The organism is Lentilactobacillus curieae (genome assembly GCF_000785105.2).
Taxonomy (GTDB): Bacteria; Bacillota; Bacilli; order Lactobacillales; family Lactobacillaceae; genus Lentilactobacillus; species Lentilactobacillus curieae.
Genome location: NZ_CP018906.1, coordinates 1945147 through 1968591 on the forward strand (window position 1 = coordinate 1945147; position 23445 = coordinate 1968591).

21 protein-coding genes are annotated in these 23445 nt (G+C 40.2%); 2 read left to right on the forward strand and 19 right to left on the reverse strand.

What is annotated here, in order from left to right; translation table 11 throughout:
* The 7 genes from PL11_RS09440 to hisS all read right to left on the reverse strand — a co-directional run bounded on the left by PL11_RS09440 (position 1) and on the right by hisS (position 8299).
* Entirely contained in the window at positions 1–921 is a 921-nt protein-coding gene (locus tag PL11_RS09440; protein WP_078256960.1) for a deoxyribonuclease IV, read from the reverse strand.
* Positions 914–2137 carry a CDP-glycerol glycerophosphotransferase family protein gene (locus tag PL11_RS09445; RefSeq protein ID WP_035167051.1) on the reverse strand — a complete coding sequence of 408 codons (1224 nt, stop codon included), beginning with the start codon at positions 2135–2137 and terminating at the stop codon, positions 914–916. The genes PL11_RS09440 and PL11_RS09445 overlap by 8 nt, the downstream gene beginning before the upstream one ends.
* Before the next feature lie 14 nt (positions 2138–2151).
* Positions 2152–2961, reverse strand: a complete 810-nt coding sequence (locus PL11_RS09450; RefSeq protein WP_035167049.1) for an ABC transporter permease — start codon at positions 2959–2961, stop codon at positions 2152–2154.
* 18 nt (positions 2962–2979) lie between these two features.
* On the reverse strand, positions 2980–4098 hold the full coding sequence (locus PL11_RS09455; RefSeq protein ID WP_237047491.1) for a CDP-glycerol glycerophosphotransferase family protein: 1119 nt from the start codon (positions 4096–4098) through the stop codon (positions 2980–2982).
* Between the two features lie 130 nt (positions 4099–4228).
* Positions 4229–5104, reverse strand: a complete 876-nt coding sequence (locus tag PL11_RS09460; RefSeq protein ID WP_035167046.1) for a YitT family protein — start codon at positions 5102–5104, stop codon at positions 4229–4231.
* Between the two features lie 93 nt (positions 5105–5197).
* A complete protein-coding gene (gene aspS, locus PL11_RS09465) occupies positions 5198–6988 on the reverse strand; it encodes an aspartate--tRNA ligase (protein ID WP_035167043.1) in 1791 nt (596 codons plus the stop codon).
* A 12-nt stretch (positions 6989–7000) separates the two neighbouring features.
* Positions 7001–8299 carry a histidine--tRNA ligase gene (gene hisS, locus PL11_RS09470; protein ID WP_035167042.1) on the reverse strand — a complete coding sequence of 433 codons (1299 nt, stop codon included), beginning with the start codon at positions 8297–8299 and terminating at the stop codon, positions 7001–7003.
* A gap of 335 nt (positions 8300–8634) precedes the next feature.
* On the opposite strand from hisS, the gene PL11_RS09475 reads away from it, so the two are divergent.
* Positions 8635–9477, forward strand: a complete 843-nt coding sequence (locus PL11_RS09475; RefSeq protein ID WP_035167040.1) for an N-acetylmuramoyl-L-alanine amidase — start codon at positions 8635–8637, stop codon at positions 9475–9477.
* 34 nt (positions 9478–9511) lie between these two features.
* Here the strand turns inward: PL11_RS09475 and PL11_RS09480 are convergent, their stop codons facing one another.
* From PL11_RS09480 to PL11_RS09505, 6 genes are read right to left on the reverse strand one after another with little or no spacing between them, the layout of a single operon-like run.
* Positions 9512–10153: an HAD-IA family hydrolase gene (locus PL11_RS09480; protein WP_237047492.1), complete on the reverse strand. Its 642-nt coding sequence runs from the start codon at positions 10151–10153 to the stop codon at positions 9512–9514.
* Between the two features lie 10 nt (positions 10154–10163).
* A complete protein-coding gene (dtd, locus tag PL11_RS09485) occupies positions 10164–10610 on the reverse strand; it encodes a D-aminoacyl-tRNA deacylase (RefSeq protein ID WP_035167036.1) in 447 nt (148 codons plus the stop codon).
* A 12-nt stretch (positions 10611–10622) separates the two neighbouring features.
* On the reverse strand, positions 10623–12854 hold the full coding sequence (locus PL11_RS09490) for a RelA/SpoT family protein (protein ID WP_035167035.1): 2232 nt from the start codon (positions 12852–12854) through the stop codon (positions 10623–10625).
* A gap of 52 nt (positions 12855–12906) precedes the next feature.
* Positions 12907–13650 carry a 16S rRNA (uracil(1498)-N(3))-methyltransferase gene (locus PL11_RS09495; protein ID WP_035167034.1) on the reverse strand — a complete coding sequence of 248 codons (744 nt, stop codon included), beginning with the start codon at positions 13648–13650 and terminating at the stop codon, positions 12907–12909.
* A gap of 2 nt (positions 13651–13652) precedes the next feature.
* Entirely contained in the window at positions 13653–14615 is a 963-nt protein-coding gene (gene prmA / locus PL11_RS09500) for a 50S ribosomal protein L11 methyltransferase (RefSeq protein ID WP_035167033.1), read from the reverse strand.
* Positions 14616–14648: 33 nt separating this feature from the next.
* Positions 14649–14999 carry a hypothetical protein gene (locus tag PL11_RS09505; RefSeq protein WP_035167032.1) on the reverse strand — a complete coding sequence of 117 codons (351 nt, stop codon included), beginning with the start codon at positions 14997–14999 and terminating at the stop codon, positions 14649–14651.
* Between the two features lie 143 nt (positions 15000–15142).
* On the opposite strand from PL11_RS09505, the gene PL11_RS09510 reads away from it, so the two are divergent.
* Positions 15143–15538, forward strand: a complete 396-nt coding sequence (locus PL11_RS09510) for a hypothetical protein (protein WP_035167031.1) — start codon at positions 15143–15145, stop codon at positions 15536–15538.
* A gap of 39 nt (positions 15539–15577) precedes the next feature.
* On the opposite strand, the gene lepA is transcribed toward PL11_RS09510, so the two are convergent.
* The 6 genes from lepA to ribF all read right to left on the reverse strand — a co-directional run bounded on the left by lepA (position 15578) and on the right by ribF (position 23441).
* The gene (gene lepA, locus PL11_RS09515) at positions 15578–17416 is read right to left on the reverse strand and encodes a translation elongation factor 4 (RefSeq protein WP_035167030.1); all 1839 of its coding nucleotides are present in this window, start codon (positions 17414–17416) and stop codon (positions 15578–15580) included.
* Positions 17417–17588: 172 nt separating this feature from the next.
* The gene (gene dnaJ / locus PL11_RS09520) at positions 17589–18740 is read right to left on the reverse strand and encodes a molecular chaperone DnaJ (RefSeq protein ID WP_035167029.1); all 1152 of its coding nucleotides are present in this window, start codon (positions 18738–18740) and stop codon (positions 17589–17591) included.
* Positions 18741–18840: 100 nt separating this feature from the next.
* Positions 18841–20691 (reverse strand): molecular chaperone DnaK, encoded by a 1851-nt coding sequence (gene dnaK / locus PL11_RS09525; protein ID WP_035167028.1) that lies wholly within the window; start codon positions 20689–20691, stop codon positions 18841–18843.
* Positions 20692–20729: 38 nt separating this feature from the next.
* Positions 20730–21281 carry a nucleotide exchange factor GrpE gene (gene grpE, locus PL11_RS09530; RefSeq protein WP_152639032.1) on the reverse strand — a complete coding sequence of 184 codons (552 nt, stop codon included), beginning with the start codon at positions 21279–21281 and terminating at the stop codon, positions 20730–20732.
* A gap of 41 nt (positions 21282–21322) precedes the next feature.
* Entirely contained in the window at positions 21323–22360 is a 1038-nt protein-coding gene (gene hrcA / locus PL11_RS09535) for a heat-inducible transcriptional repressor HrcA (protein WP_035167026.1), read from the reverse strand.
* 124 nt (positions 22361–22484) lie between these two features.
* A complete protein-coding gene (gene ribF, locus PL11_RS09540) occupies positions 22485–23441 on the reverse strand; it encodes a riboflavin biosynthesis protein RibF (protein WP_035167024.1) in 957 nt (318 codons plus the stop codon).
* Between the last annotated feature and the right edge of the window lie 4 nt (positions 23442–23445).

Consider the following 23445-nt stretch of genomic DNA (forward strand, 5'->3'; position numbering starts at 1 on the left):
CTAAAATGGCTTACCAGCCATCATATCTTCAATGATATTAGGGTTAAACTTTTGTTCACGGAGCATTTTAACTTCATAACCATGTGGATTGTAGCGAACTTTCTTATCGTTTTCATCCTTCAAAATTGGCGTTTCCATAATCTTGGGAACGTCTTTTAATTGCTCATGATGTGCAATGTAGTTCAAGGAATCAAATCCAATTGTTCCTAATCCCAAGATTTCATGCCGATCTTTATGACTACCTTGAGGATTTTTGGAGTCATTCAGATGAATCACTTTTATCCGATCAAGGCCCACAACTTTATCAAATTCTGCCAGAACGCCGTCAAAGTCATCCTTGACGTTATATCCAGCATCATTTGTGTGACAAGTATCAAACGTAACTGAAAGTTTGTCATTATCCTGAACTTGATCAATTATTTCGGCAATTTGTTCGAATGTAATTCCAACCTCAGTACCCTTGCCTGCCATGGTTTCAATGGCGATTTGTGTCGTTTGATCAGGCTCAATTACTTCATTTAATCCCTTGGCAATGTGCGCAATTGCAGCTTCTGGCCCAGCACCCACATGTGCTCCTGGATGCAAAACGATTTGGGAAGCACCGATTGCTTGAGCACGCTTGATTTCTTCGTGAAGAAAATCAATTCCAAACTGAAAGCTCTCAGGTTTTTTGGTATTACCCAAATTAATAATGTAGGGAGCGTGAACAACCGACTCAACCAGTCCGTTATCCTTCATGTATTGTTTTCCTTCATCTGCCATTAGCTTATCGATTGGTTTTCGAACCGTATTTTGTGGCGCACCAGTGTAAACCATGAATACATTTTCTTTCAATTCATGAGCTTGCTTGGCTGAACCCAAAAACATCTCTTTCCCATTCATATTTACATGTGATCCAACTAAAAATTCGCTATCAGTCATTAGTATTTGTACCTCCATTCAAGATTAGCTTAGCTACATGGTCTGAGGCCTGTCCGCTCTCCCACGCACAAAACTTTTGGTTAAACGCGGTCATTTGTTCTTCATAGTTAGCAAACGTTCCTGTATTGGTAAACTCAGTTATTTTATCTAAGAATTCTTGCTCATCGGTAACCAACGGTCCCGACAATGATTCTTGTGAGTAATCAAAATAAAATCCTCTGAGTTCATCTCGATAATGGTCTAAGTCATAAGCATAAAATAACGTTGGTCGCTTTAAGTTCGCGTAGTCAAACATCACTGACGAGTAGTCTGTGATCAATAAATCCGAAATCAAATAAAGTTCATTGATATCATTATCGGCTAAAATCTTAACCTGATCTTCAAAGCCTGTAATGTTGATTTTATCCTTTACTAAATAGTGAGGTCTAATAATTAGCTGGGAATCTTTGGGTACCCGTTCAAAAAAATTCTCTAGGCTAAAAGGTAACTCAAAATTATAGACCCCTTGTTGCTTAAAGTTATCATCACGCCAAGTTGGTGCATACAAGAACACTGTGTTAGGTTGGCTTCCAAGTAACTTTTGTTTAAGCTCAGCAATCTTACCCGCCTGATTATCATTATACAAAACATCGTTTCTGGGATAACCAATGTTTAGAAACTTTCCAGAAAATGCAAATGCAGACTTGAATATTTGTTGGGAATACTTATTAGGGGCGATTAAATAGCTCCAGCGAGATGCTTCTCGTTTGAAATCTTCATGGTACTGAGCGGTTGTTGTTCCAGGAATCTCCACATTAGGAATGTCACGACCCAATTTCTTTAATGGTGTACCGTGCCATGTCTGAATATATACAGTTTTACGGTTTTTATGCCACCACAATGGAAGTCGTGAATTCATGACCCAAATCTGTGAGGTTGCCATTAAAACTGCCCATTGAGGAGTAAACCTTCGAATTAGTTTAATTTCCGGGTGGGCTTTTTGAATGCGTCTATATTCTGATGGTTTAACACTAAAGTAAGCTGTGTCCGTATATGAGGAATCCAGACTAACAAGTGCCTTGTACACAGCGTATGGGTTGTCACTAACGTCTCGACCATTAAAGCTTTCAAACATGACACGCCCTTTTTTTACCGGCATACAAAGAAACCCATCGTTAATAACGATGAGCACCATGCGAGCAATAAGTTTTATGAACGTCTTAATTTTATTACCCATTCTTATTACCTACCCTATATCAAATCAACAAATCTTGACCGGAATTTGTAGTGGAGATGTGAACCGACCAGAAGGAAGAACAACACAAATCCCCAGAAAACGATGGTTAGCGTTCCCTGTTGCCAGAAATGTCCTTCACCAAACATAGCCTGTCTAAACCCATTAATTACATAGAAGAATGGATTAAGTTGCAAAATTCTAACCATTGGTGCTGGAAATGCATTGGTTTCGAAATTGAACAGAACCCCAGATAAGTAGAACAGCATCCGCATTACTGATTGCAATAAAATTCTGTAGTCACGGACTAGTACTGAGATAGTCGAATTGAAAATTCCAAAGGCAATTAACCAAGCAATCATACAGATAAAGTAGTAGATCCATTCAAACCATGAAACAGCTGGGTAAACCTTATTCAGTAAACCGATTAAAATAGTAAATACTAACATCGTCCAAAAAGTCGTTAGGTTACTTACTACCTTGATTGTTGGCAAAACGCTGACTGGAAATTTCATTTTTGAAACCATCCCTACGCGCTCGTAGATACTCTTAGAAGCATCTAAAACGGCACGGTTCATGAAGAACCAAGGGGTAATCCCGATAACCATCCAAGGAAGGTAGCCAACTCCGTGTGTTGAGGAGCCATGTTTTAAACCAACCCCAAATACTACCCAATAAATTCCAATTTGAATCAAGGGATATAGATATTCCCAAACCAACCCTAAGTAATGGCTTTGGTATTCAGCTTTATCCTCATATCGAGAGATTCTGAATATAATGCCAATGTTTTGAATTTGTTCCTTGATTAATGTAAATACTTCTTTCAAAACAAGCTCTCCTTAATTTTAAGAATTGAACAATTCCAAGTAATGCTTAATAACTCGATCTGAAGCGTTACCGTCATTGTATGTATTCCATTTATGATTAAATTCAGTGAAATCAGATGACTCATCTGCAATGATTCGTTCAGCCAAATCATCAACATTGAGGACCGGATTGGTTGGTAGCCAATCTAAGAAATCATTCTGGATCCCTGGATCTTTCCGGTACTTTTCTAAATCAAACATGAAAAAGATAACTGATTTTGCACTTTTAAGCAAGCTAAAATCAAAAACTACTGAAGAATAGTCAGTTACCAAAGTGTCAGCAACCGTCAATAAATCACTAGTTGAAAATTGATGATAGAACCTAATTTGAGGGTTACGAACTTCACGAACGGCATCCTCACGATCCCTCACCACAGGATGGAGCTTTATTACTACAATTGCATTTGGATCACTTGTTAGCGCCTTGCTAGTGCCAACAGGAAGTTTAAATGTCCCGTCATCACGATAAGTTGGTGCATACAAGATCACCCGCTTACCCTTTAATTCTGGAGCAGTTCGATAGATTCGTTCCCTTGATGCTTGAATCGCTTCTTCATCGAAAAATGCGTCAGACCGTGGATATCCTAACAAGCGCATCTGGTCTGAATTTGCGTGGTAGCTTTGTTCAAAAACTTTCCCCATAGCATTAGAAGATACGATATAATCATCAAATTTATCATACACTGCTTGAAAACGCCGCTTGTCTGAACCTGAACGTTGATCCGTAGTTGGATCTTCCCAACCAAATTTTTTGATTGCTCCATTCGCATGCCAGACCTGAACAATTTTCATCTTAGGTGTCTTAAACAGGCCCCCTAAAAAGGCATAATAATTATCACAAAAGATCAGCCTTGCTCCCATAAGTTGAGGAACTTTTCCCAGCACAAAGCTAATATTGTCCTTAAATGGTCTGGTAATAATTCCAAAGGCAGCTAAATCAGTGGCTGCTGCTTCGGTACTGTCACGATAATAGACAATCAACCGGCTTTTTGCTGGCTTATTTGCAGCCAATTTTTTTATAAAATCTACATTACTGTCAAAACTCATAAAGTAGACAATGTTTCTCTTTTTTCTAAATAGATTAAGAAAAGAAACCATCCTAATCAAAAAGAGATAAATCACTTTCACCATATTCACCAATTTTCATTCATATTCACTAACCCGAGTATTATACCATAACGAATAAATCACTTGAGCCACAAAGTCAATCATAGATAATTCTTTAGAATTAAGGCATTGGATCGTAAAACCGCCCTAAGATTTTGACGGTATCAGATAACGAAGCAAATGCATGTGGATCAGATTCTAGAAGTGCTTCTTCAAGTTCACCCATTTCATACCGGGAGATTACTGTAAACAAAATGGTCTTTGAATCATGTTGGTAAGCACCCTCAGCATTGTGAAGAATGGTTATCCCCCGACGCAAATGGTTCTGCACGCTATCAATGACGGTATTGGGGCGTGAGGTGATAATCATCACCTGCATTCGTTGTTGCTTAGTGTAGGTCATGTCCATAACTTTAGCATTTACAATTAAACTTAGAGCAGAGTAAAAGGCGTATGGCCAGCCATACATTGTCCCAGCAGCTAAGATTATCAGAGTATTAAATGCAATATTGATTGAACCGATTGAGCGGCCTGTCCGATCCCGAATTACAATTCCGAGGATATCCAAGCCACCAGTCGAAATCCCATTCTTCAAAGCTAATCCTGTACCAAACCCGTTAACTGCCCCACCAAAAATCGCACAAATAATTGGGTCATGGGTCAGTTGAATTGGGTTGATCATCTGGATCATTAAACTTGAAAGGAACACAGTAATCACCGTAAAGACAGTAAACTGCCGACTGATAGCTCGCCAGGCTAGTAAAAACAATGGAATGTTGAGTAAGAATAACCCCACACCTGTAGTGATAGTCATTGGAAAAAATCGTTCAGAAATTGTGGTCAATAACTGAGCAAATCCAGTGATTCCTGACGAATAAATGTGCCCCGGTGTCCAAAAGAAGTTCACCGCAATCGACACTAAAATCGCGTAAATCAGTGAAGTAGATGTTTTTGTGATATATGCATGCCGTTTAAGTACTTTTGAAACGTCGTCCATTTAGTTCCCCATCCTCAATTGATATATTCATAATGATTATATACTTAACTTCACAATAAAAAAGGCCGATTTTCATCAGCCAGTTTTAAATCCTTATTTTTTATCTTCATCGTTATCGGCAACAAAGATTCCCAAATCTTCGAGCTGCTTAGTTGCAACCGGTGCAGGAGCACTAGTAAGCGGTTCAACTGCCTTAGAATTCTTAGGGAAGGCAATAACGTCACGAATGTTATCGCGGTCAGCAAGCAATCTAACAAACCGATCCAAACCAATTGCCAAACCACCATGAGGTGGGAAGCCGTAATCCAATGCATTCAAGAAGTACCCAAATTGAGCTTCGGCACTTTCCTTAGTAAAGCCAAGGGCTTCGAACATTTTTTCTTGGATGTCACGACGGTGAATACGGATTGAACCACCACCAAGTTCCAAGCCATTCAAGATAATATCATAACTTTGGGCATAAGCCTTATGAGGATCCTCATCCGCATTCATCAAGTAATGAAGGTCCTCTTCATTAGGCATGGTAAATGGATGATGAGCTGCAACGTAACGCTTCAAATCAACATCGTAGTCAAACAAAGGCCAGTCAACAATCCACAAGAAAGCAAACTTCGATTCATCAATCATGTTTTGTTCCTTGGCAATTTGGACTCTAAGGTATGACAATGTGTTAGCAACTACCCGGCTGTTATCTGCAGCGAAAAGTAATAGATCCCCAACCTTTGCTTCAGTTTTAGCCAAAATTTCGTCACGAACTGCATCATCACCAAAGAACTTAGCAATTGGTCCTGAGAAACCATCATCAGTAACTTTGAGCCATGCCAATCCCTTTGCACCAAAACGTTCAACATACTTACCAAATGCATCAAGATCTTTTCTTGAGTACAAGTCAGCACCACCAGGAACGGCAATCGCCTTAACTTGGCCACCGTTTTCAACGGCAGATGAGAACACTTTGAAGTCAACATTCTTCATAATTTCTGAAAGGTCCTTCAATTCCATACCAAAACGGACATCAGGTTGATCAGTCCCAAAACGGGCCATTGATTCATCCCAGCTCATTTTTGCAAATGGAAGTTGAACTTCTTTGCCCAAAGCATCCTTCATTACTTTAGCGATTAAGCCTTCAGTAACCTCTTGAATTTCTTCTGGGTCAGCAAATGACATTTCCATATCAATTTGAGTAAATTCTGGTTGGCGGTCACCACGCAAATCTTCGTCACGATAACAACGAGCAATTTGATAATATTTATCAAATCCAGCCCCCATCAATAATTGTTTAAATTGTTGTGGAGATTGGGGAAGTGCATAAAAAGATCCTGGATACACTCGTGATGGTACTAAGTAATCACGGGCACCTTCTGGAGTTGATTTAGTCAAAGTTGGAGTTTCAATGTCAATGAACTCTTGTGAGTCAAAGAAACTGTGAACTGCTTGAATAATCCGATTTCTCATCAAGATACTGCGTTGCATCTCAGGACGACGCAAGTCAAGATAACGGTACTTCAACCGCAAATCATCGGAAACATTAATGTCGTCTTGAATATAAAATGGTGGTGTCTTAGCAGTTGCCAAAATCTTTGCTTCAACAATGTCCACTTCAACCTTACCAGTCCGCATCTTATCGTTTACTTCTTTATCAGCACGGGCAACTACTTTTCCACGAACTTCAATTACGTATTCACCACGAAGTTGGTCAGCAACCTTCAAGGCATCCTCGCCATATTCTTCACTAAAGACTAATTGGACAATTCCCTTAATGTCACGAAGGTCGATAAAGATTAATCCACCTAAATCACGTCGCTTTTGAACCCATCCCTTTAGGACAACTTCTTCACCAATCAGTTTCTCGTCTACGAGTCCTGCATACGTTGTTCTCTTCATTCTTCTCACTCTCTATTCATCAAAATTAAAGTTATTAGTAATTACTTCATTGAAATTAGCTGTAATGTCCTTAAGTGGCACATTAACTTCCTTACCAGACACCATTGATTTTACGTTGGCTGAATCACTTTCAAGTTCCTTTTCGCCAATGGTGATCGTAAATTGTGCGTTTAACTTGTCTGCTGATTTAAATTGGGCTTTCGGTTTTCTATCGAGGTAGTCACGGTCAGCTGAAAAGCCGTCATTTCTCAATGCTTGTACGATTTTTAAAGTGGCTTCACTGGTGCCTTCACCGATACCAACTGCGTAAACGTCAAGTTGATCTAACACTGGTAGTTTTACTTCTTGAGCGTCCATCAGTACCATCAACCGTTCAACACCTAATCCAAATCCGATACCTGGAGTTTCTGGTCCACCTAATTCTTCAACCAAACCGTTGTAACGACCACCAGCACAGATTGTTGTGTAGCCTTCTCCAAGCGAGCGTGAGTCGACCATAATTTCAAAAATCGTGTGGGTGTAATAGTCAAGCCCACGAACCATGTTGTCATCAACATCATAATCAATTCCCAATGTATCTAGCAAATGCTTAACTGCTTCAAAGTGCTTCTGAGAATCCTCAGATAAATAATCCAAGATTGATGGTGCACCCTTAACAATTTCTTGATCTCGATTGTCCTTACTGTCAAGCACCCGAAGTGGGTTCTTATGCAACCTAGTCTTGGAATCATCACTCAATTCATCAAAAAACGGATCTAGATAATCAATTAAAGCCTGCCGATAATTAGTGCGAGTCTCTTGATCACCTAAAGTGTTAATAGCCAACCGAACACCAGTTAAACCAACATGCTTTAATAGATCCATTGCCATCGAAATTACTTCAACATCTAACTCGGGCTCATTACTACCAAATGCTTCGACTCCAATTTGGTGGAACTCACGTTGTCGACCCGATTGTGGTCTTTCATACCTGAACATTGAACCCATGTAGAATAACTTTACTGGTTTTTGATGTTCAGGGCCGTATAGTTTATTTTCAACGAATGCCCTTACAACACCGGCAGTTCCTTCTGGACGTAAACTGATGTGACGATCACCCTTATCGTGAAAATCATACATTTCCTTAGTAACCACATCAGAAGTGTCACCACTGGTTCTAGAGAACACTTCGAAATTTTCAAACAATGGGGTTCTAATTTCGTGATAACGATAATTGTCAAAAATCATTCTGGCTGTCTCTTCGACATAGCCCCACTTCTTTGCCTCGTCTGGTAAAATATCGGCCGTTCCTTTTGGTCGTTGATATCTCATGAAAAGCCCTCCTAAAAATAAAAAGCACCCTTGTCATTGACAAGGGTGCTTATCGCACGGTACCACCTTAATAAAACTCAAGAATAACGCTCGCGCGAATAGTAATTACACCATTAACCTTAACTAAAAAGTGTCATTCAAAACTACCGTTACGTCTTTTCAGCAAACAGACGCTCTCTTAAAACGGAATCGTTTCTACTGTTCTTTTCATCGGTTGTTTATTTAACTGCTTATAACATTAGTCGAGTTTTTAGTGAATGTCAAGATGAGAAATCAATTGCTTATCATCCTGCTTACACTATAATAGAATTACTGAATTGATTGGATGAGAGAAATTGAAAAAAATAATCAAGAATCGTAGTTGGATAATCACCACGGTAACGATAATCGCAACCCTAGCAATTATGTTAATTGCGTTGTATGCAAACTCGGTAACAGTTAAGGTTAATTCATTGAATCTACGGACTGGACCTGCAGTTACTTACTCGGTTAAAGAAAAGATCAACAAAGGTGAACGCCTTCAAGTTATCAGCCGTAAAAATGACTGGATCAAAGTTATTTCTCACCACAGAGAAATTGGCTGGGTCGCTTCATGGTTGGTTGAAAACTCTAGCATCAAGCACGTTTCAAGCCTGTCTGAAGCCACAATTGTTATCGACCCCGGGCACGGTGGCTCTGATTCAGGTGCTTTATCAACTAAGGGAAAAGAAGAAAAACATTACACGCTGATTTTTGCTAATAAACTTGCCAACGACTTAAGAGCAAAAGGCGCTAGAGTTATATTAACTAGAGATACAGATAAAACCGTCGCCCTTTCAAAACGACCAGATATCGCCATTAAAAACTCAGCTAGTGCATTTATCAGTATTCACTTTGATTCTTCTGACACCGCTAATGACGCCACCGGATTTACAACATATTATTACCATCCTGGAAGATCAAGGGCATTAGCACAGTCAGTTGACAGCGGCTTGGATAATTTGGCACTTGATAACCGTGGCGTGGAATTCGGTAACTTCTTAGTAATCCGGGATAATTCCGTACCGGCCATTTTGATTGAAGGCGGATATATTAATAATGATAATGACTTCAAAAAAATTGATTCTGCTGCTTATCAAGATCAATACGCTCAAGACGTTACAACAGGTTTAGCCAACTACTTTAAATCTAATGGATAATAAAAAGGTCAGCCCTCTAGGCTGACCTTTTGTTTTACTTCACTAAGAAATCCTTTAGTTCAGATAGTTCAGTTACGCGGACATCGGGTGATCCCGTTTTAACAATTGTTCTATCTGGATCAAACAACGCCGTAGAAACATTCGCTCGGTTTCCTGCTTCAATATCAAGCTGACGGTCCCCAATCATTACGGTTGATTCATTGGCTAATTGATATTCTTGCTTTAACCAGTTTAATGAATCTGGCTGAGGCTTACGAGGAAATTTATCAGCAGACGTCACAAATCCTGTGAATTTAGAAAGCATTCCAAAATTATCTAGTAATGTCTTAGCTTGTTCATCCCGATGTGTCAGCAAGTAATTGCCACCACCATTTTCAATTGCGTAGTCCAACAATTCGTTCGCACCAGCAAAGGGTTTTGCATCCTTTACTTGCTCTGTCTGGTACTTAGCGTTCAGCTGCGCCAATTTTGATTCTTTAATTCCGTAGTATGCGGAAAACTTTTTTAAAGCAGCTCCAACTGATTGTTGCCTCATAATTACATAAATATCATGCTCATCAATTCCAACGTCATCAATTCCCATGTCATTTAATCCATTGACAAAAGCGTTAACCATTGCTGGATAAGTATCAAACAGGGTACCATCGAAGTCCCAAATCAAATTATTTATCATCATAAACTCCTAGTTACTTGTTTTCAGTATCGAACATAATCGTCACTGGACCATCGTTTTGAATATCTACTAGCATATCTGCACCAAATACTCCTGGTTTAACTTCTAAGCCAGTCGCTGCAAGCTGGTCATTGAACTGTTCATAAATTTTCTTAGCGTGCTCAGGTTGCCCTGCACCTGTAAAGCTTGGCCGGTTACCCTTTTTAGTGTCTGCAAATAAGGTAAATTGAGAAATTGACAATATCGAACCATTAACACGGTTAATATCAAGATTGAGTTTCCCCTGCTCATCTTCAAATACTCGTAACTTGCTAATTTTATGAACTAGATACTCAATTTCTTCATTACCATCATTGTCATTGACACCAACGAGTAATACAAATCCCTTATCGATTTTGTTATAGACCTGGTCATCGATACTGACCGATGCTCGACTAACTCTTTGCAATACAACTCTCAAATTCAGCGACTCCTATCTAAAGGTTCTTTCAATTACGTAAACATCAGGAATGTTTTTTATGGTATTAATCAAACGCTCTAATTGTTCGAGATTACGAATACCAACGGACACAGAAACGGTTGCCATCTTGTTGTGGTCAACTTGACCGTTAATCGAAGATACATCCTTAGTAACGTTATTAACTGCGTTAAGAACGTCAGTAAGTAACCCAGAACGGTTATAACCAGAGAAAGACAAGTTAGCTGGATAGTTAGTGCGGTTAGTTCCAGGATCATCCCAAGAAACTTCAATTAACCGCTCACCATTTTCCTCTGCCTTCTTGATATTAGGGCAATCCACCCTGTGGACTGAAACCCCTCTACCTTTTGTAATGTATCCAACGATATCATCACCAGGAACCGGGGTACAACAATGACTTAAACGAACCAACATGTTGTCAACGCCTTCAATAATGACCCCACTAGATGATGATTGTTTAGCATGTCTTTGTTGCTTGGTTTCAGTCTTCTCAGAGATAGTCTGGTGTTTTTCGAGAACTTCTCGTTCTGCTTGGTCTTGACGCTCTTTCTTCTTTTGGGCGCGAATATCTTCTGTAATTCGGTTGATAACACCAGTTGGTTGAAGATCCCCAAATCCAACTGCTGCTAATAGATCTTCACCATGTTGATAGTGCATATTCTGAGCTACTTTATCAAGCTTCTCATCAGTTAGCACTGCTTTGGGGCTAAAGCCAGCATTTTGCAGATGATGAGTCAAAATTTCTCGACCAGTTTCAATGTTTTGAACTCTATCCTCTTGGCGGAAGAACTGCTTAATCTTATTTCTTGCTCTTCTGGTATGAACCATCTGTAACCAATCGCGACTTGGTCCTGCAGAGTTTGGTGAGGTAATAATATCGACGATATCACCGTTTGAAACCTCAAAGTCTAGCGGAACTATCTTACCGTTAACCCTAGCCCCAGTAGTGTGATTTCCAACCTCAGTATGAATAATGTAGGCCATATCAAGTGGCCCAGCACCCTTAGGCAGTTCAAAAACATCGCCCTTAGGAGTAAACGCATAAACCCGGTCACCGAAGAGTTCACCTTTGACGCCATCCATAAAGTCAGCCGCATCATCGGTATCTTCTTGCAATTCAATGATTTCTTTAAACCAGTTTAGCTTATTGTTGTCGTTTGAACCTTGGACCCCATCCTTGATTCCTTCTTTATATGCCCAGTGAGCCGCAATACCAAATTCAGCAACCTGGTGCATTTCCTCAGTTCTGATTTGGACCTCAAGTGGTTTACCTTCCGGACCAATAACTGTTGTATGCAGTGACTGGTACATGTTGTCCTTAGGCATTGCAATGTAGTCTTTAAATCGACCCGGCATTGGTTTCCATTCTGAATGAATGGCACCCAAAACGGCGTAACAATCTTTAATTGATTCAACAATTACCCTAATTGCCAGCAAATCGTAAATCTGGCTAAATTGCTTATGTTGATCAACCATTTTTCGGTATACCGAGTAAATATGCTTTGGTCGACCATAAATATCAACCTTAAGGTCAAGGTCAGCAATTGCCCCCTTAACTTGTTTGATTGCTTTTTGAATATAGTCCTCTCGCTGATCCCGACGTGAGTTCATTAGATGAACGATTCGATAGTACTGTTGAGGATTTAGGTAACGAAGACTGATGTCTTCAAGTTCCCACTTAACGGTACCAATACCTAAACGATCCGCAATTGGAGCGTAGATTTCAAGGGTTTCTTTGGCAATCCGCCGCTGCTTATCTGGCCGCAATGACTTAAGGGTTCGCATATTGTGCAAGCGATCCGCTAATTTAACGATCATCACCCGAATATCCTTACACATTGCCAATAATAATTTACGGTGATTTTCAGCAAGCCTTTCCTGACTTGACTTGTACTTAATTTTTGAAAGCTTAGTAACTCCGTCCACAATTAAACAAACATCATCACCAAACAATTCCTTTACATCAGACAATTCCACACCGGTATCTTCCACAATGTCATGAAGAAATCCCGCAGAAACCGTCGCAGGATCCATGTGCAAGTCTGCTAAAATACCAGCAACCTGAGTTGGATGAGTAATGTAAGGTTCACCAGATTGTCTTGTTTGATCTGCATGTGCCACAGCAGCAAACTGATAAGCTTTTTTAACTTCTTCAATGTGTTCTTGGTTCATATATTCGGCTACCTGTTTGATAACCTCATCTGCTGTCCATACTTTTGTGGCCATATGATCACTTACTTTCTTGGTAATTACTTAGACCTATTTTACAATCATTTAGCTAATGACTCAATTCAAAGTAATAAGAAGCTGCTGCCAACACGTAAAATGGTGCAGTTTCCGTTCTTAAAATCCGTGGGCCTAAACCAGCACTCACAAATCCTTCACCGGTCATCCAGTCCATTTCTGAGTCTGATACTCCGCCCTCAGGACCAATTACAAACAATCCAGATTCACCAGTTTTCATTTGACTAAACACTTTACTTAAATTTGATTCTTCACCTTGCTTAGCAGCTTCCTCATATGCAATGACCTTAGCATTATAACTAGCTAAATCAATCATCGATAAATCGTTAGCATAACTAACTTTAGGAATCACGTTTCGATGTGATTGCTCGGCAGCGCTTTTAGCAACCTCTTGCAAACGACTAATTTTTTTGTCAGCTTTACCGTTCCAATTGACAATCGATCTTTCCATGCTGGTAAAAATAACGTTTGCAACACCAAGTTCTGTAGATTTTTGCACAATTATTTCCGGCTTGCTTTGCTTTGGTAAACCACATACTAAAGTAATGTCTACCGGTAATTCAACATTCCGGTCAAGATCCTTAATTATTTTGCACCTGGCTTGCCTATCTTCAACCGCTACTAACTCCGCTAAATAAACGTGGTGGTCACTTAAGACTAACTCAACTTGTTCGCCAATCTCACTTCTGAGTACGCGAACAAAATGTTTAGCGACGTCAGCTGGTAGTTCAACCACGCCATCAGTCGGTTTAGCTTTTTCAATAAAATAATGTTGCATTGCTACTCCCCGTCTTTGCCGGGCTTCTTGGCAATAATTGAGTACCAATCACCCATGTTTAATACTTGTAATACTTTAAATCCTTGTTTTTCAATCGCATTTCTGACAGTATCCAACTTAGAATTAATAATTCCGGCAGTAATAAACGTTCCATTTGGCTTTAAATTCTGAAATGCTTGGGGTACAAGCGGAATAATAATTTCAGCTAAAATATTAGCAACCACCAAATCAACTTGTTTATGAATTCCATTTAATAAATCGTTGGCTACGATTTTCATGCTATCTGCGTCAAAGTTCAACTTGATGTTTTCCTTTGCTGACCTGACAGCAACATCATCAACATCAGTGGCAAAAATATCTTTAACACCAAGTAATCTGGCTCCAATGCTCAAAACTCCAGAACCAGTTCCGACGTCAATCATTGACTCACCACCACGAACTACAGTTTCAAGTGCTTGAAGAGAAAGCTGTGTAGTTGGGTGCGTTCCAGTACCGAATGCCATTCCTGGATCCAAGCGAATGATTTTTTCGTCGCCTGTGGATGGCTGATAGCCTTCCCAGCTAGGGACGATTGTTAAATAACGAGTAATTCTTAGGGGATGATAATATTTTTCCCATTCGGTTGCCCAGTCTTCATCAGCGACCGGATTAGCTTTAACTTCAGCTGGTCCAGGATTTAACCCAAATTCTTTAAGGTTACGAACCCTTTCCTCAATTTGGGGTAGTTTTGTCTCAATGCTGTCTGTCTCTGGAAAATACGAACTAACAATTGCCCCACTTTTAATGTGAGGAATCGCATTTACGTCAAAGATTCTTCCGTGCTCTGCCTCATCTTTAGTGTCAATATTTTGAAAATCTTGAGCGTCTTCAATCTTAACGCCCTTGGCTTCAAAATCCATAAATATGTTGCTGACTGCCTCGACAGCCTCGCTAGTGGTTAATACAGATACTTGTGTCCAATTCATACTAGATTTCCTTTCCGATACAAAAAAAGCACCCTATTTGGATGCACCGTTTGATACTTCTTCTTTACCTTGTTGATCGGTTTCGCTATGAACTCTAGCTTCGTGATCCATCAAGTGTGTTTGTAAGTATTCTAATAACTCGGCCTCCGTGCGGAATACACGAGGATGCTTTTGTTTATGGAGTCTTAAATCGATTTCATTAATACGCTGTCTACCAGTCCACTTGTGACTGTACCTAATTATCAGTCTATTATCAAGTTGTTTTCTACCAAACTTAAAGATATAGATGTTGTCGGGGGTCATCAAGGGGCGCATATACTCTTTTTTATAGTAAAAGCCGTTTTTTCTAAGATATTGTTTAGTTCGACTAAGAATAATGAACACCTCCCGTTTATTTTTTTATTTCTCGTGAAATTCTTCATAAAAACAATTAATATATATATTAATAGAATGAACTTGAAAACGCAAACGATTTATTTGAATTTTTCCAATTTGTTTGTAATGATAGTTTTAAGGAGATGAACCAAATGGAAACGTTCCGCATCCGCTTTATCAACCGGATTACTGACGAAACAATCAGGATTGGTTATACCGCCATCTTGGAAAATAACCAAAGCCCCACAATCTATGAAGGTGAACAGGTCTTTTATCGAAGCTTTTTAAACCCGGACCTATTAATCACTGGTGAGGCAGCGCTAAGCTCAATTGAGAACATTTTTAGTGCCATTCCAAAGGAATACATACTTAAACAAGTTGCCTTTGAAGACTCGCATAATTTTGATTTATTACGAGTACCGTCTAAAGAATTATTTAGTAACTATATGATCAAACATAAGTTGCTTAATCGAGTACGTTATCACAGAAATAAAGAAGATAAGCCCGTAATTGATACAAATTTAATTACTGAACTAAGGTTGGGTTAACCCCAAAGGATTTTCAAGTTATTGACTTGAAAGTCCTTTTTATTTATCATTTGCTTCTTCTTCATCGGTTTGAAGAACAGCCATAAATGCAGCTTGCGGAATTTCGACCTTACCGACGGCCTTCATCCGTTTCTTTCCCCGTTTCTGCTTATCGAGCAATTTTGCTCGCCGATCGGGGTCACCAGTATGAATCTTTGAGGTAACATCTTTACGGTAAGCCTTGATGTTTGTTCTGGCAATAATTTTTGACCCGACAGCCGCTTGAATTGGGATTTCAAAGTTTTGTCTAGGGATGATGCCCTTCAACTTGGTAACAATATCTCTACTTCTAGAATCAGCAAACTGCCTATGAGTGATAAAGCTCAAAGCATCGACCTTGTCACTATTCATAAGAATATCTACCTTAACTAGGTCACTTGGTCGATAATCTTCAAGGTCGTAGTCGAGGGATGCATATCCACGGGTACTAGATTTTAATTTATCAAAGAAATCAAAAATGATTTCTGATAAAGGCATATGGTAAATGACGTTTACTCGGTAATCATCTAGATAATCCATCGTCTCAAAAATCCCTCGGCGTCTTTGGCAAAGCTCCATTACGGCACCAACATAATCATTAGGGACCATAATAGTCGCCTTTACAAATGGCTCAGAAATCGTCTTGATTTCTGAAGAATCAGGCATTTCAGAGGGATTTTCGACTTCAGCTTGAGTACCGTCTGATTTTTCAACTTCATACGTTACAGATGGTGCTGTTGTAATCAGGTCAAGATTAAATTCTCGCTCTAGTCTTTCCTGAACAACGTCCATATGAAGTAGTCCCAAAAATCCACACCGGAACCCAAAACCAAGAGCTTGAGAAACTTCAGGTTCAAATTCTAACGCGGCATCATTTAGCTTCAATTTTTCAAGCGATTCACGAAGGTCTTCAAATCGAGCATTATCAGTTGGATAAAGCCCCGCATAAACCATCGGATTCATTTCCCGATAGCCAGGAAGTGGTTTGTCAGCAGGGTTTTTAGCGTTCGTAATCGTATCACCGACACGAGTTTGGCCAATATCTTTGATGCTAGCGGTGATGTATCCAACGTCACCAGACATCAAGTAGTCTCGTTTGACTGGATTAGGTGAGTTAACCCCAACTTCAGTGACCTCATACTCAGAACCAGAGTTCATTAATCTGATTTTGTCACCAGGCTGAACAGTTCCTTCGGCCAAACGGACACTTAAAACAACCCCACGGTAATCGTCATAAACTGAATCGAATACAAGCGCTTTTAATGGAGCCTCAACATCTCCAGCTGGTGCGGGTACCTTGGCCACAATCTGTTCAAGCAGCTCCTTGATTCCAATCCCCTTTTTAGCACTTGCCATAACAGCGTCTGATGCATCAATGCCAATGACGTTTTCAATTTCTTCTTGAACCCGCTCAGGGTCAGCAGATGGCAAATCGATTTTATTAATAACCGGAACGATTTCCAAGTCATCATCCAAGGCTAAATAAACGTTAGCTAGGGTCTGGGCTTCAACACCTTGGGCAGCATCAACCACCAAAATTGCCCCTTCACACGCGGCTAAACTTCTAGAAACTTCGTAAGAAAAGTCAACGTGTCCTGGGGTGTCAATTAGATGAAATTCATAATCATTACCATCGTCAGCGTGGTATTTAAGCTCCACGGCGTTTAACTTAATGGTAATTCCTCGTTCACGTTCCAAATCCATGTTGTCCAACAGTTGATCTTTCATTTCTCGTTCTGAAACCGTATCGGTCATTTCCAGAATTCGGTCAGCCAACGTGGATTTTCCATGGTCAATATGAGCAACAATTGAAAAGTTCCGAATATATTTTTGATGCTCTTTCATTTTTTCAATATCCATGTTGATATCTCACTTTCGTTCAAATTACTACTAGTACAATTATAAGTGATTTTGCCTACAAAAGAAAAGAGGCTGCTAGAAATGTTTCTGCTAACAGTCTCCATATTCATACCTAGGTATCAATATAATGCGATAGCAGTACGATTTAAAAAACGAACCGTCGGCATCAACATTACTTTTTACCGTCAAAGGCATCTTTTAATTTGTCGAACAAGTTTCCTGGCTTACCCGATCCGAGATCTTCCTCACCAAAAGCTGCAGCAAGGGCTTCAAGCGCAACTTTTTGCTCTTTATTTAATGATTTTGGTGTAACAACGTTGACTGTAACTCTCTGGTCACCGTTACCCTTACCACGAAGATGAGGAACGCCCTTACCTCGAAGCTTGAATACAGTGCCGTTTTGGGTTCCCGCAGGAATCGAAAGTTCTACTTCACCATGAACAGTCTGAACCTTGACTTTACCTCCGAGGGCAGCCTTAGCAAAACTAATGTCTTGGGTCATGTAAATTGTAGCACCGTCACGTTGGAATATTTTGGATGGTCGAACTTTAAAGACGATGTAAAGGTCTCCATAAGGACCACCATTTTCGCCTGCTTCACCTTGATTTTGAAGGCGCATTTGTTGGCCATCGTCAACTCCAGCAGGAACTGTAACTTCGATCTCATGGCGTTGGTCAACGTGGCCACTACCACCACAAGTGGGGCATTTTTCTTTAATCTCTTTACCAGTACCGTTACATACAGGACACTCCTGACGGGTTTGCATCCGTCCGAGTGGTGTATTGGTTTCAACAGTCACAAAACCACGACCATCACAATTATGACAGGTTACAGGCGATGTTCCTGGTTTTGCTCCAGAACCTCCACAAGTGTCACATTGTGCTTCACGATTATATTTAATGCGGGTTTTCTTTCCGAAAATCGCCTCTTCAAACTCAAGAGTCATCTGGTACTGTAAATCACGTCCTTGACGCGGAGCAGTTGGATCAGCAGATTGCTGACCGCCACCACCGCCGAAGAACTGACTGAAAATATCATCAAAACCAAAGCCACCACCGAAGTTTCCGGCACCACCTTGTGAGAATCCTCCGCCAAATCCTTGAGGACCGTCAGCAGACCCATATTGATCGTAATTAGCACGCTTTTGAGGATCACCTAGGGTTTCATAAGCCTCGGTAATTTCCTTGAACTTTTGTTCAGCATCTGGTGCCTTATTTATATCTGGATGGTATTTTTTTGATAATCTTCTGTACGCATGTTTAATGTCGTCATCAGAAGCATCCTTAGAAACTCCAAGGATATCATAATAATCTTTGTTAGCCATGCTAAACTCCCGTCTTTGTTACTTTATCATCTTTGACAGAATACCATATTTTAACAAAAAGCCAAAGCTCACTAGCCTTGACTTTGTTAGGTAATATTAATTACTTTTTGTCATCGTCGACTTCTGAGAAATCTCCGTCAACAGTACCGTCATCCTTTTTACCATCAGATGAACCGGCATCTGAAGCACCTTCAGCACCTTGACCATTTTGAGCTTGATCTTGATATAACTTAACCGCTAAATCTTGAGTGATTTTTGTAAGTTCATCCTTCTTAGCCTTCATGTCCTCGATGTTGTTGTCTTCACGAGCCTTCTTCAAAGCATCACGAGCATCGGTTGCCTTCTTGATTTCGTCTTCGGAAACTTTGTCCTTAACTTCTTCTAAAGTCTTATCAGTTGAGAACAATAATTGGTCAACTTCATTGTTAAGGTCAGCTTCTTCTTTACGCTTCTTGTCAGCATCTTCGTTTTCTTGGGCTTCCTTCATCATCTTATCGATTTCCTCATCTGATAAACCTGATGAATCCTTGATGGTAATTTTTTGTTCCTTACCAGTTCCCTTGTCCTTTGCAGAAACATTTACGATACCGTTCTTATCAATATCGAATGTAACTTCAATTTGAGGTACTCCACGAGGAGCAGCAGGAATGTCAGTAAGTTGGAATTGACCCAAAGTCTTGTTATCAGCAGCCATAGGTCTTTCACCTTGCAAGACGTGGATATCAACAGCAGGTTGATTGTCAGCAGCAGTTGAGAATACTTGTGACTTGCTAGTTGGAATGGTTGTGTTTCTATCGATCAACTTAGTGAACACGCCACCCATTGTTTCGATCCCAAGTGAAAGTGGAGTAACATCAAGCAAAACAACGTCCTTAACGTCACCAGTGATAACACCACCTTGGACAGCAGCCCCAAGGGCAACGGCCTCATCAGGGTTGATCGAATGGTTTGAATCTTTACCAGTCCAGCTCTTAACAGCTTCTTGAACTGCGGGAATTCGAGTTGAACCACCATTTAAAATAACTTGGTCGATATCACCAACTGAAAGGCCAGCATCCTTCAAAGCATTGTCAAATGGTACTTTAGTCTTTGAAACAAGATCTGCGGTTAATTCATTGAACTTAGCACGAGTCAATGTAGTTTGTAAGTGAAGTGGTCCACTCTCGCCAGCAGAAATAAATGGCAAGCTAATTTCTGATTCAGAAACTCCTGACAAATCCTTCTTGGCTTTTTCAGCAGCATCCTTTAAACGTTGAAGTGCCATCTTGTCTTTAGATAAATCAACGCCGTTAGCTGCCTTAAAGTCATCAACTAACCAATCCATGATGCGCTTGTCAAAGTCGTCACCACCAAGATGAGTATCACCATTAGTTGAAAGTACTTGGAACACACCGTCACCTAATTCAAGGACGGAAACATCAAAAGTACCACCACCAAGGTCATAAACCAATACCTTTTCATCTTTGTCTTGTTTGTCAAGACCGTAAGCTAATGAAGCAGCAGTTGGTTCGTTGATGATTCGTTCAACTTCAAGGCCGGCAATCTTACCAGCATCTTTAGTTGCTTGACGTTGAGCATCGTTGAAGTAAGCAGGAACTGTGATTACGGCCTTTTCAACGGTATCGCCAAGGTAGTCTTCAGCAAATCCTTTGATGTATTGAAGAATCATTGCTGAAATTTGTTGAGGTGTGTACTTTTTACCTTCAATATCAACAGTATAATTTTCTTCACCCATGTGACTCTTAATTGATACCACCGTGTTAGGGTTAGTGATTTCTTGACGCTTGGCAACTTCACCAACTTGAGGTTGGCCATCTTTAAACGCAACTACGGAAGGTGTAGTTCTTGAACCTTCTGGATTGGGAATAATCTTTGGCTCGCTACCTTCAAGTACGGCAACGGCTGAGTTAGTAGTTCCTAAATCAATACCAATAATTTTATTACTTGCCATGTTTTATCGTATCCTCTTTTTCAAATTTATTTGATTGTTTATTTTGCAACAACGACCATTGCTGGTCGTAACACTCTATCCTTCAATTTGTAACCATCTTGAAGAACCTGAACGACTGTATCAGCCTTGTGATCATCATCGGCAGCAACCGTTTGGATTGCTTGGTGATACTTAGGATCAAACTGTGATCCCTCAGCGGAAATTAATTCGACCCCGTTATCCGACAAAGCTTTTTGCAAGTGTTCAGAGACCATCTGAACTCCTTGCTTTAATTGCTTTCCACTTTCGTCGGTAACCTCAACACTTAGTGCTCTTTGCAGGTTATCCACTACTGGTAGGATGTCATGTGCTAACTGTTGACCATCATACTTAATCAAGTCAGCTTGGTCTTTTCTTGCGTGATTCTGAATGTTTTTAATTTCAGCTTCAGCACGCAAATACTTATTCTCCATGTCATCCAACTTAGCTTGCAGCTCGTTTTGTTTGTCTGCTTCAGAATCTTGAGGCTTAACATCCTCAGCGGACTCTTTATCGTTGCTTGTTTGTTGGCTGTCATCTACAGATTGCTTATCTTCTGATGCCTCATCCATAGAATCTCTTTTTTCCTCTGACAAAAAATCGCCTCCTCTGGTTAACTACCATTTTGATCGTAATACCCAAGAATTTTTCTGGTCATTTCTTCTCTGAGTGCACCAACGATTCCGATTACCTTTGAATATGGCATTCTAGTTGGGCCAATTACGGCAATCACTCCGTGACCATACTCCTTCAAGTCGTATGTTCCAGTAATTAAACTATAATTTCTCAACAAATCATTTCGCAACTCATTACCAATCCGCACTTCGACGTCGTTAGAATCTGGATCAACTAGTTGGGCAACGCCATCCCCAGTGTCCAGAAGGTTATACAATGGTTTCAAATAATCAATATCTTGACGCTCAGCAAACCTTAACAAATTCAAACGACCGCCAATATGGACTCTGTCCTTGCCAACTTCATTGACCATCTCATCAAATACGTTCAAAAATCCTTCAGGAGTTTGAACATATTTTGCAATCAATGCTGGAATCTCAAACTGGAGTTTTTCAGTAATCTCATTCAGAGGCTTGCCAACCAGCTCTTCGTTAATAATATTAACGATTGTTTGAAGCTGTTCTGGTGACACTTCACGAAGATGGAACACCTTATCGACAACGTGACCATTATCGATAACAATGATGGCCATGACTTGTCGATCGTCAAGCTTAACTAACCTAAATCCGGATAACTTGATTGCTTTATCCTGTTCAGGGTTAAAAGTAACTGCCATATAGCTGGTTAGGTCGGACAGCACCTTAGCGGACTCTTGAATAATCTCGTCAATTCGACTGAAATCGCCATTAAACGAGCTTTTAATCAAGTCCTCAGCGCTATCATCTAGCGGATCGGGTTGCACCAAATTATCCACGTAATACCTGTACCCCTCCATCGATGGAATTCTTCCAGATGAAAAGTGGGTCTTAGTTATTAGTCCCTTGGCCTCTAAGGCCGCCATTTCATTTCGAATGGTAGCTGAACTAACACTAGTTGGAAACTCGTTTGAGAGCACCTTGGATCCAACAGGCATTCCGTTCTTAGTGTAATCACGAATAATTATTTGCAGAATTTCCTTCTGTCTATCAGTTAACAATTTGAAATCACCTCTTTTTAGCACTCATTATCTACGAGTGCTAAGGCACATATATAATCTATCAAACCCATTACTATTAGTCAAGGCTTTACGGCGATTTTTTAGCAAATAAGCACCCAGAGTGCTAATCAATAACCTCTGGATGCTTTTGTACGTAATTACGCGTAAAAACTTCATCGTCGTACAGTTGACTGGTAAGTTGCTGTGGAGTGTCAAACTTAACTTCTCCACGAATATATGACAGCCAATCAATTGTTAGTGTTTCACCATAGATATTTTTATCAAAATCAAGAATATTTATCTCAACGGTCATTGGCAAGGAATCTGAAAAGGTAACGTTATGGCCTACCGACGCCATGGCGATGTGACTCTCATCCCCGAAACTAACCCTAACGACGTATATTCCAATACTTGGAAGCCATTGAAGTTCTGGATGCTCAATGTTCGCAGTTGGGTAACCTAACAAACGGCCAACTTCTCGTCCATGAACAGTCACCCCTGACGTTCTGTAAGGTCTACCTAAAAGCTTTCCTGCTAGCTCAACATCGCAATCATCAAGAGCTTTGCGGATCCGCGTAGAGCTCACCTTCTCACCATCAAGCGTCACTGGATCCGCAGTGATCACTTCGAATTCACCATTGCTATATTTAGGCAAATTTTCCATGTTTGCATCTTTCGTACCACCGTAAGTGTGATCAAAGCCAGCAACTACTGCCACCGCGTTGAACCGTTTAATAAAGTTATTCACAAACTCTTGCTCTGATTGATTTTGAAATGCGTACGTATAATTTGTGTAGTAAACCCTGTCCACACCCATCTGCTCAAATAGGCGCATCTTTTCATCATATAGCGTTAAATATCGCTTTTCATGAGCGGTCATCTGTTTATATACGACTGCCGGATGATGGTTGTATGTGAGTACGCAAAACTTCGCCCCCAGCTCCTGAGCTTTTTGCTTTGCTTTATTCAGCACGTCTTGATGCCCGAGGTGGACACCATCAAAAAATCCCATTGCAAGGACGATTTTTTCATCGCCCTTAATTTCAGCTTGCAATGGGTAATGTAGTTTAACGATTTCCAATTCT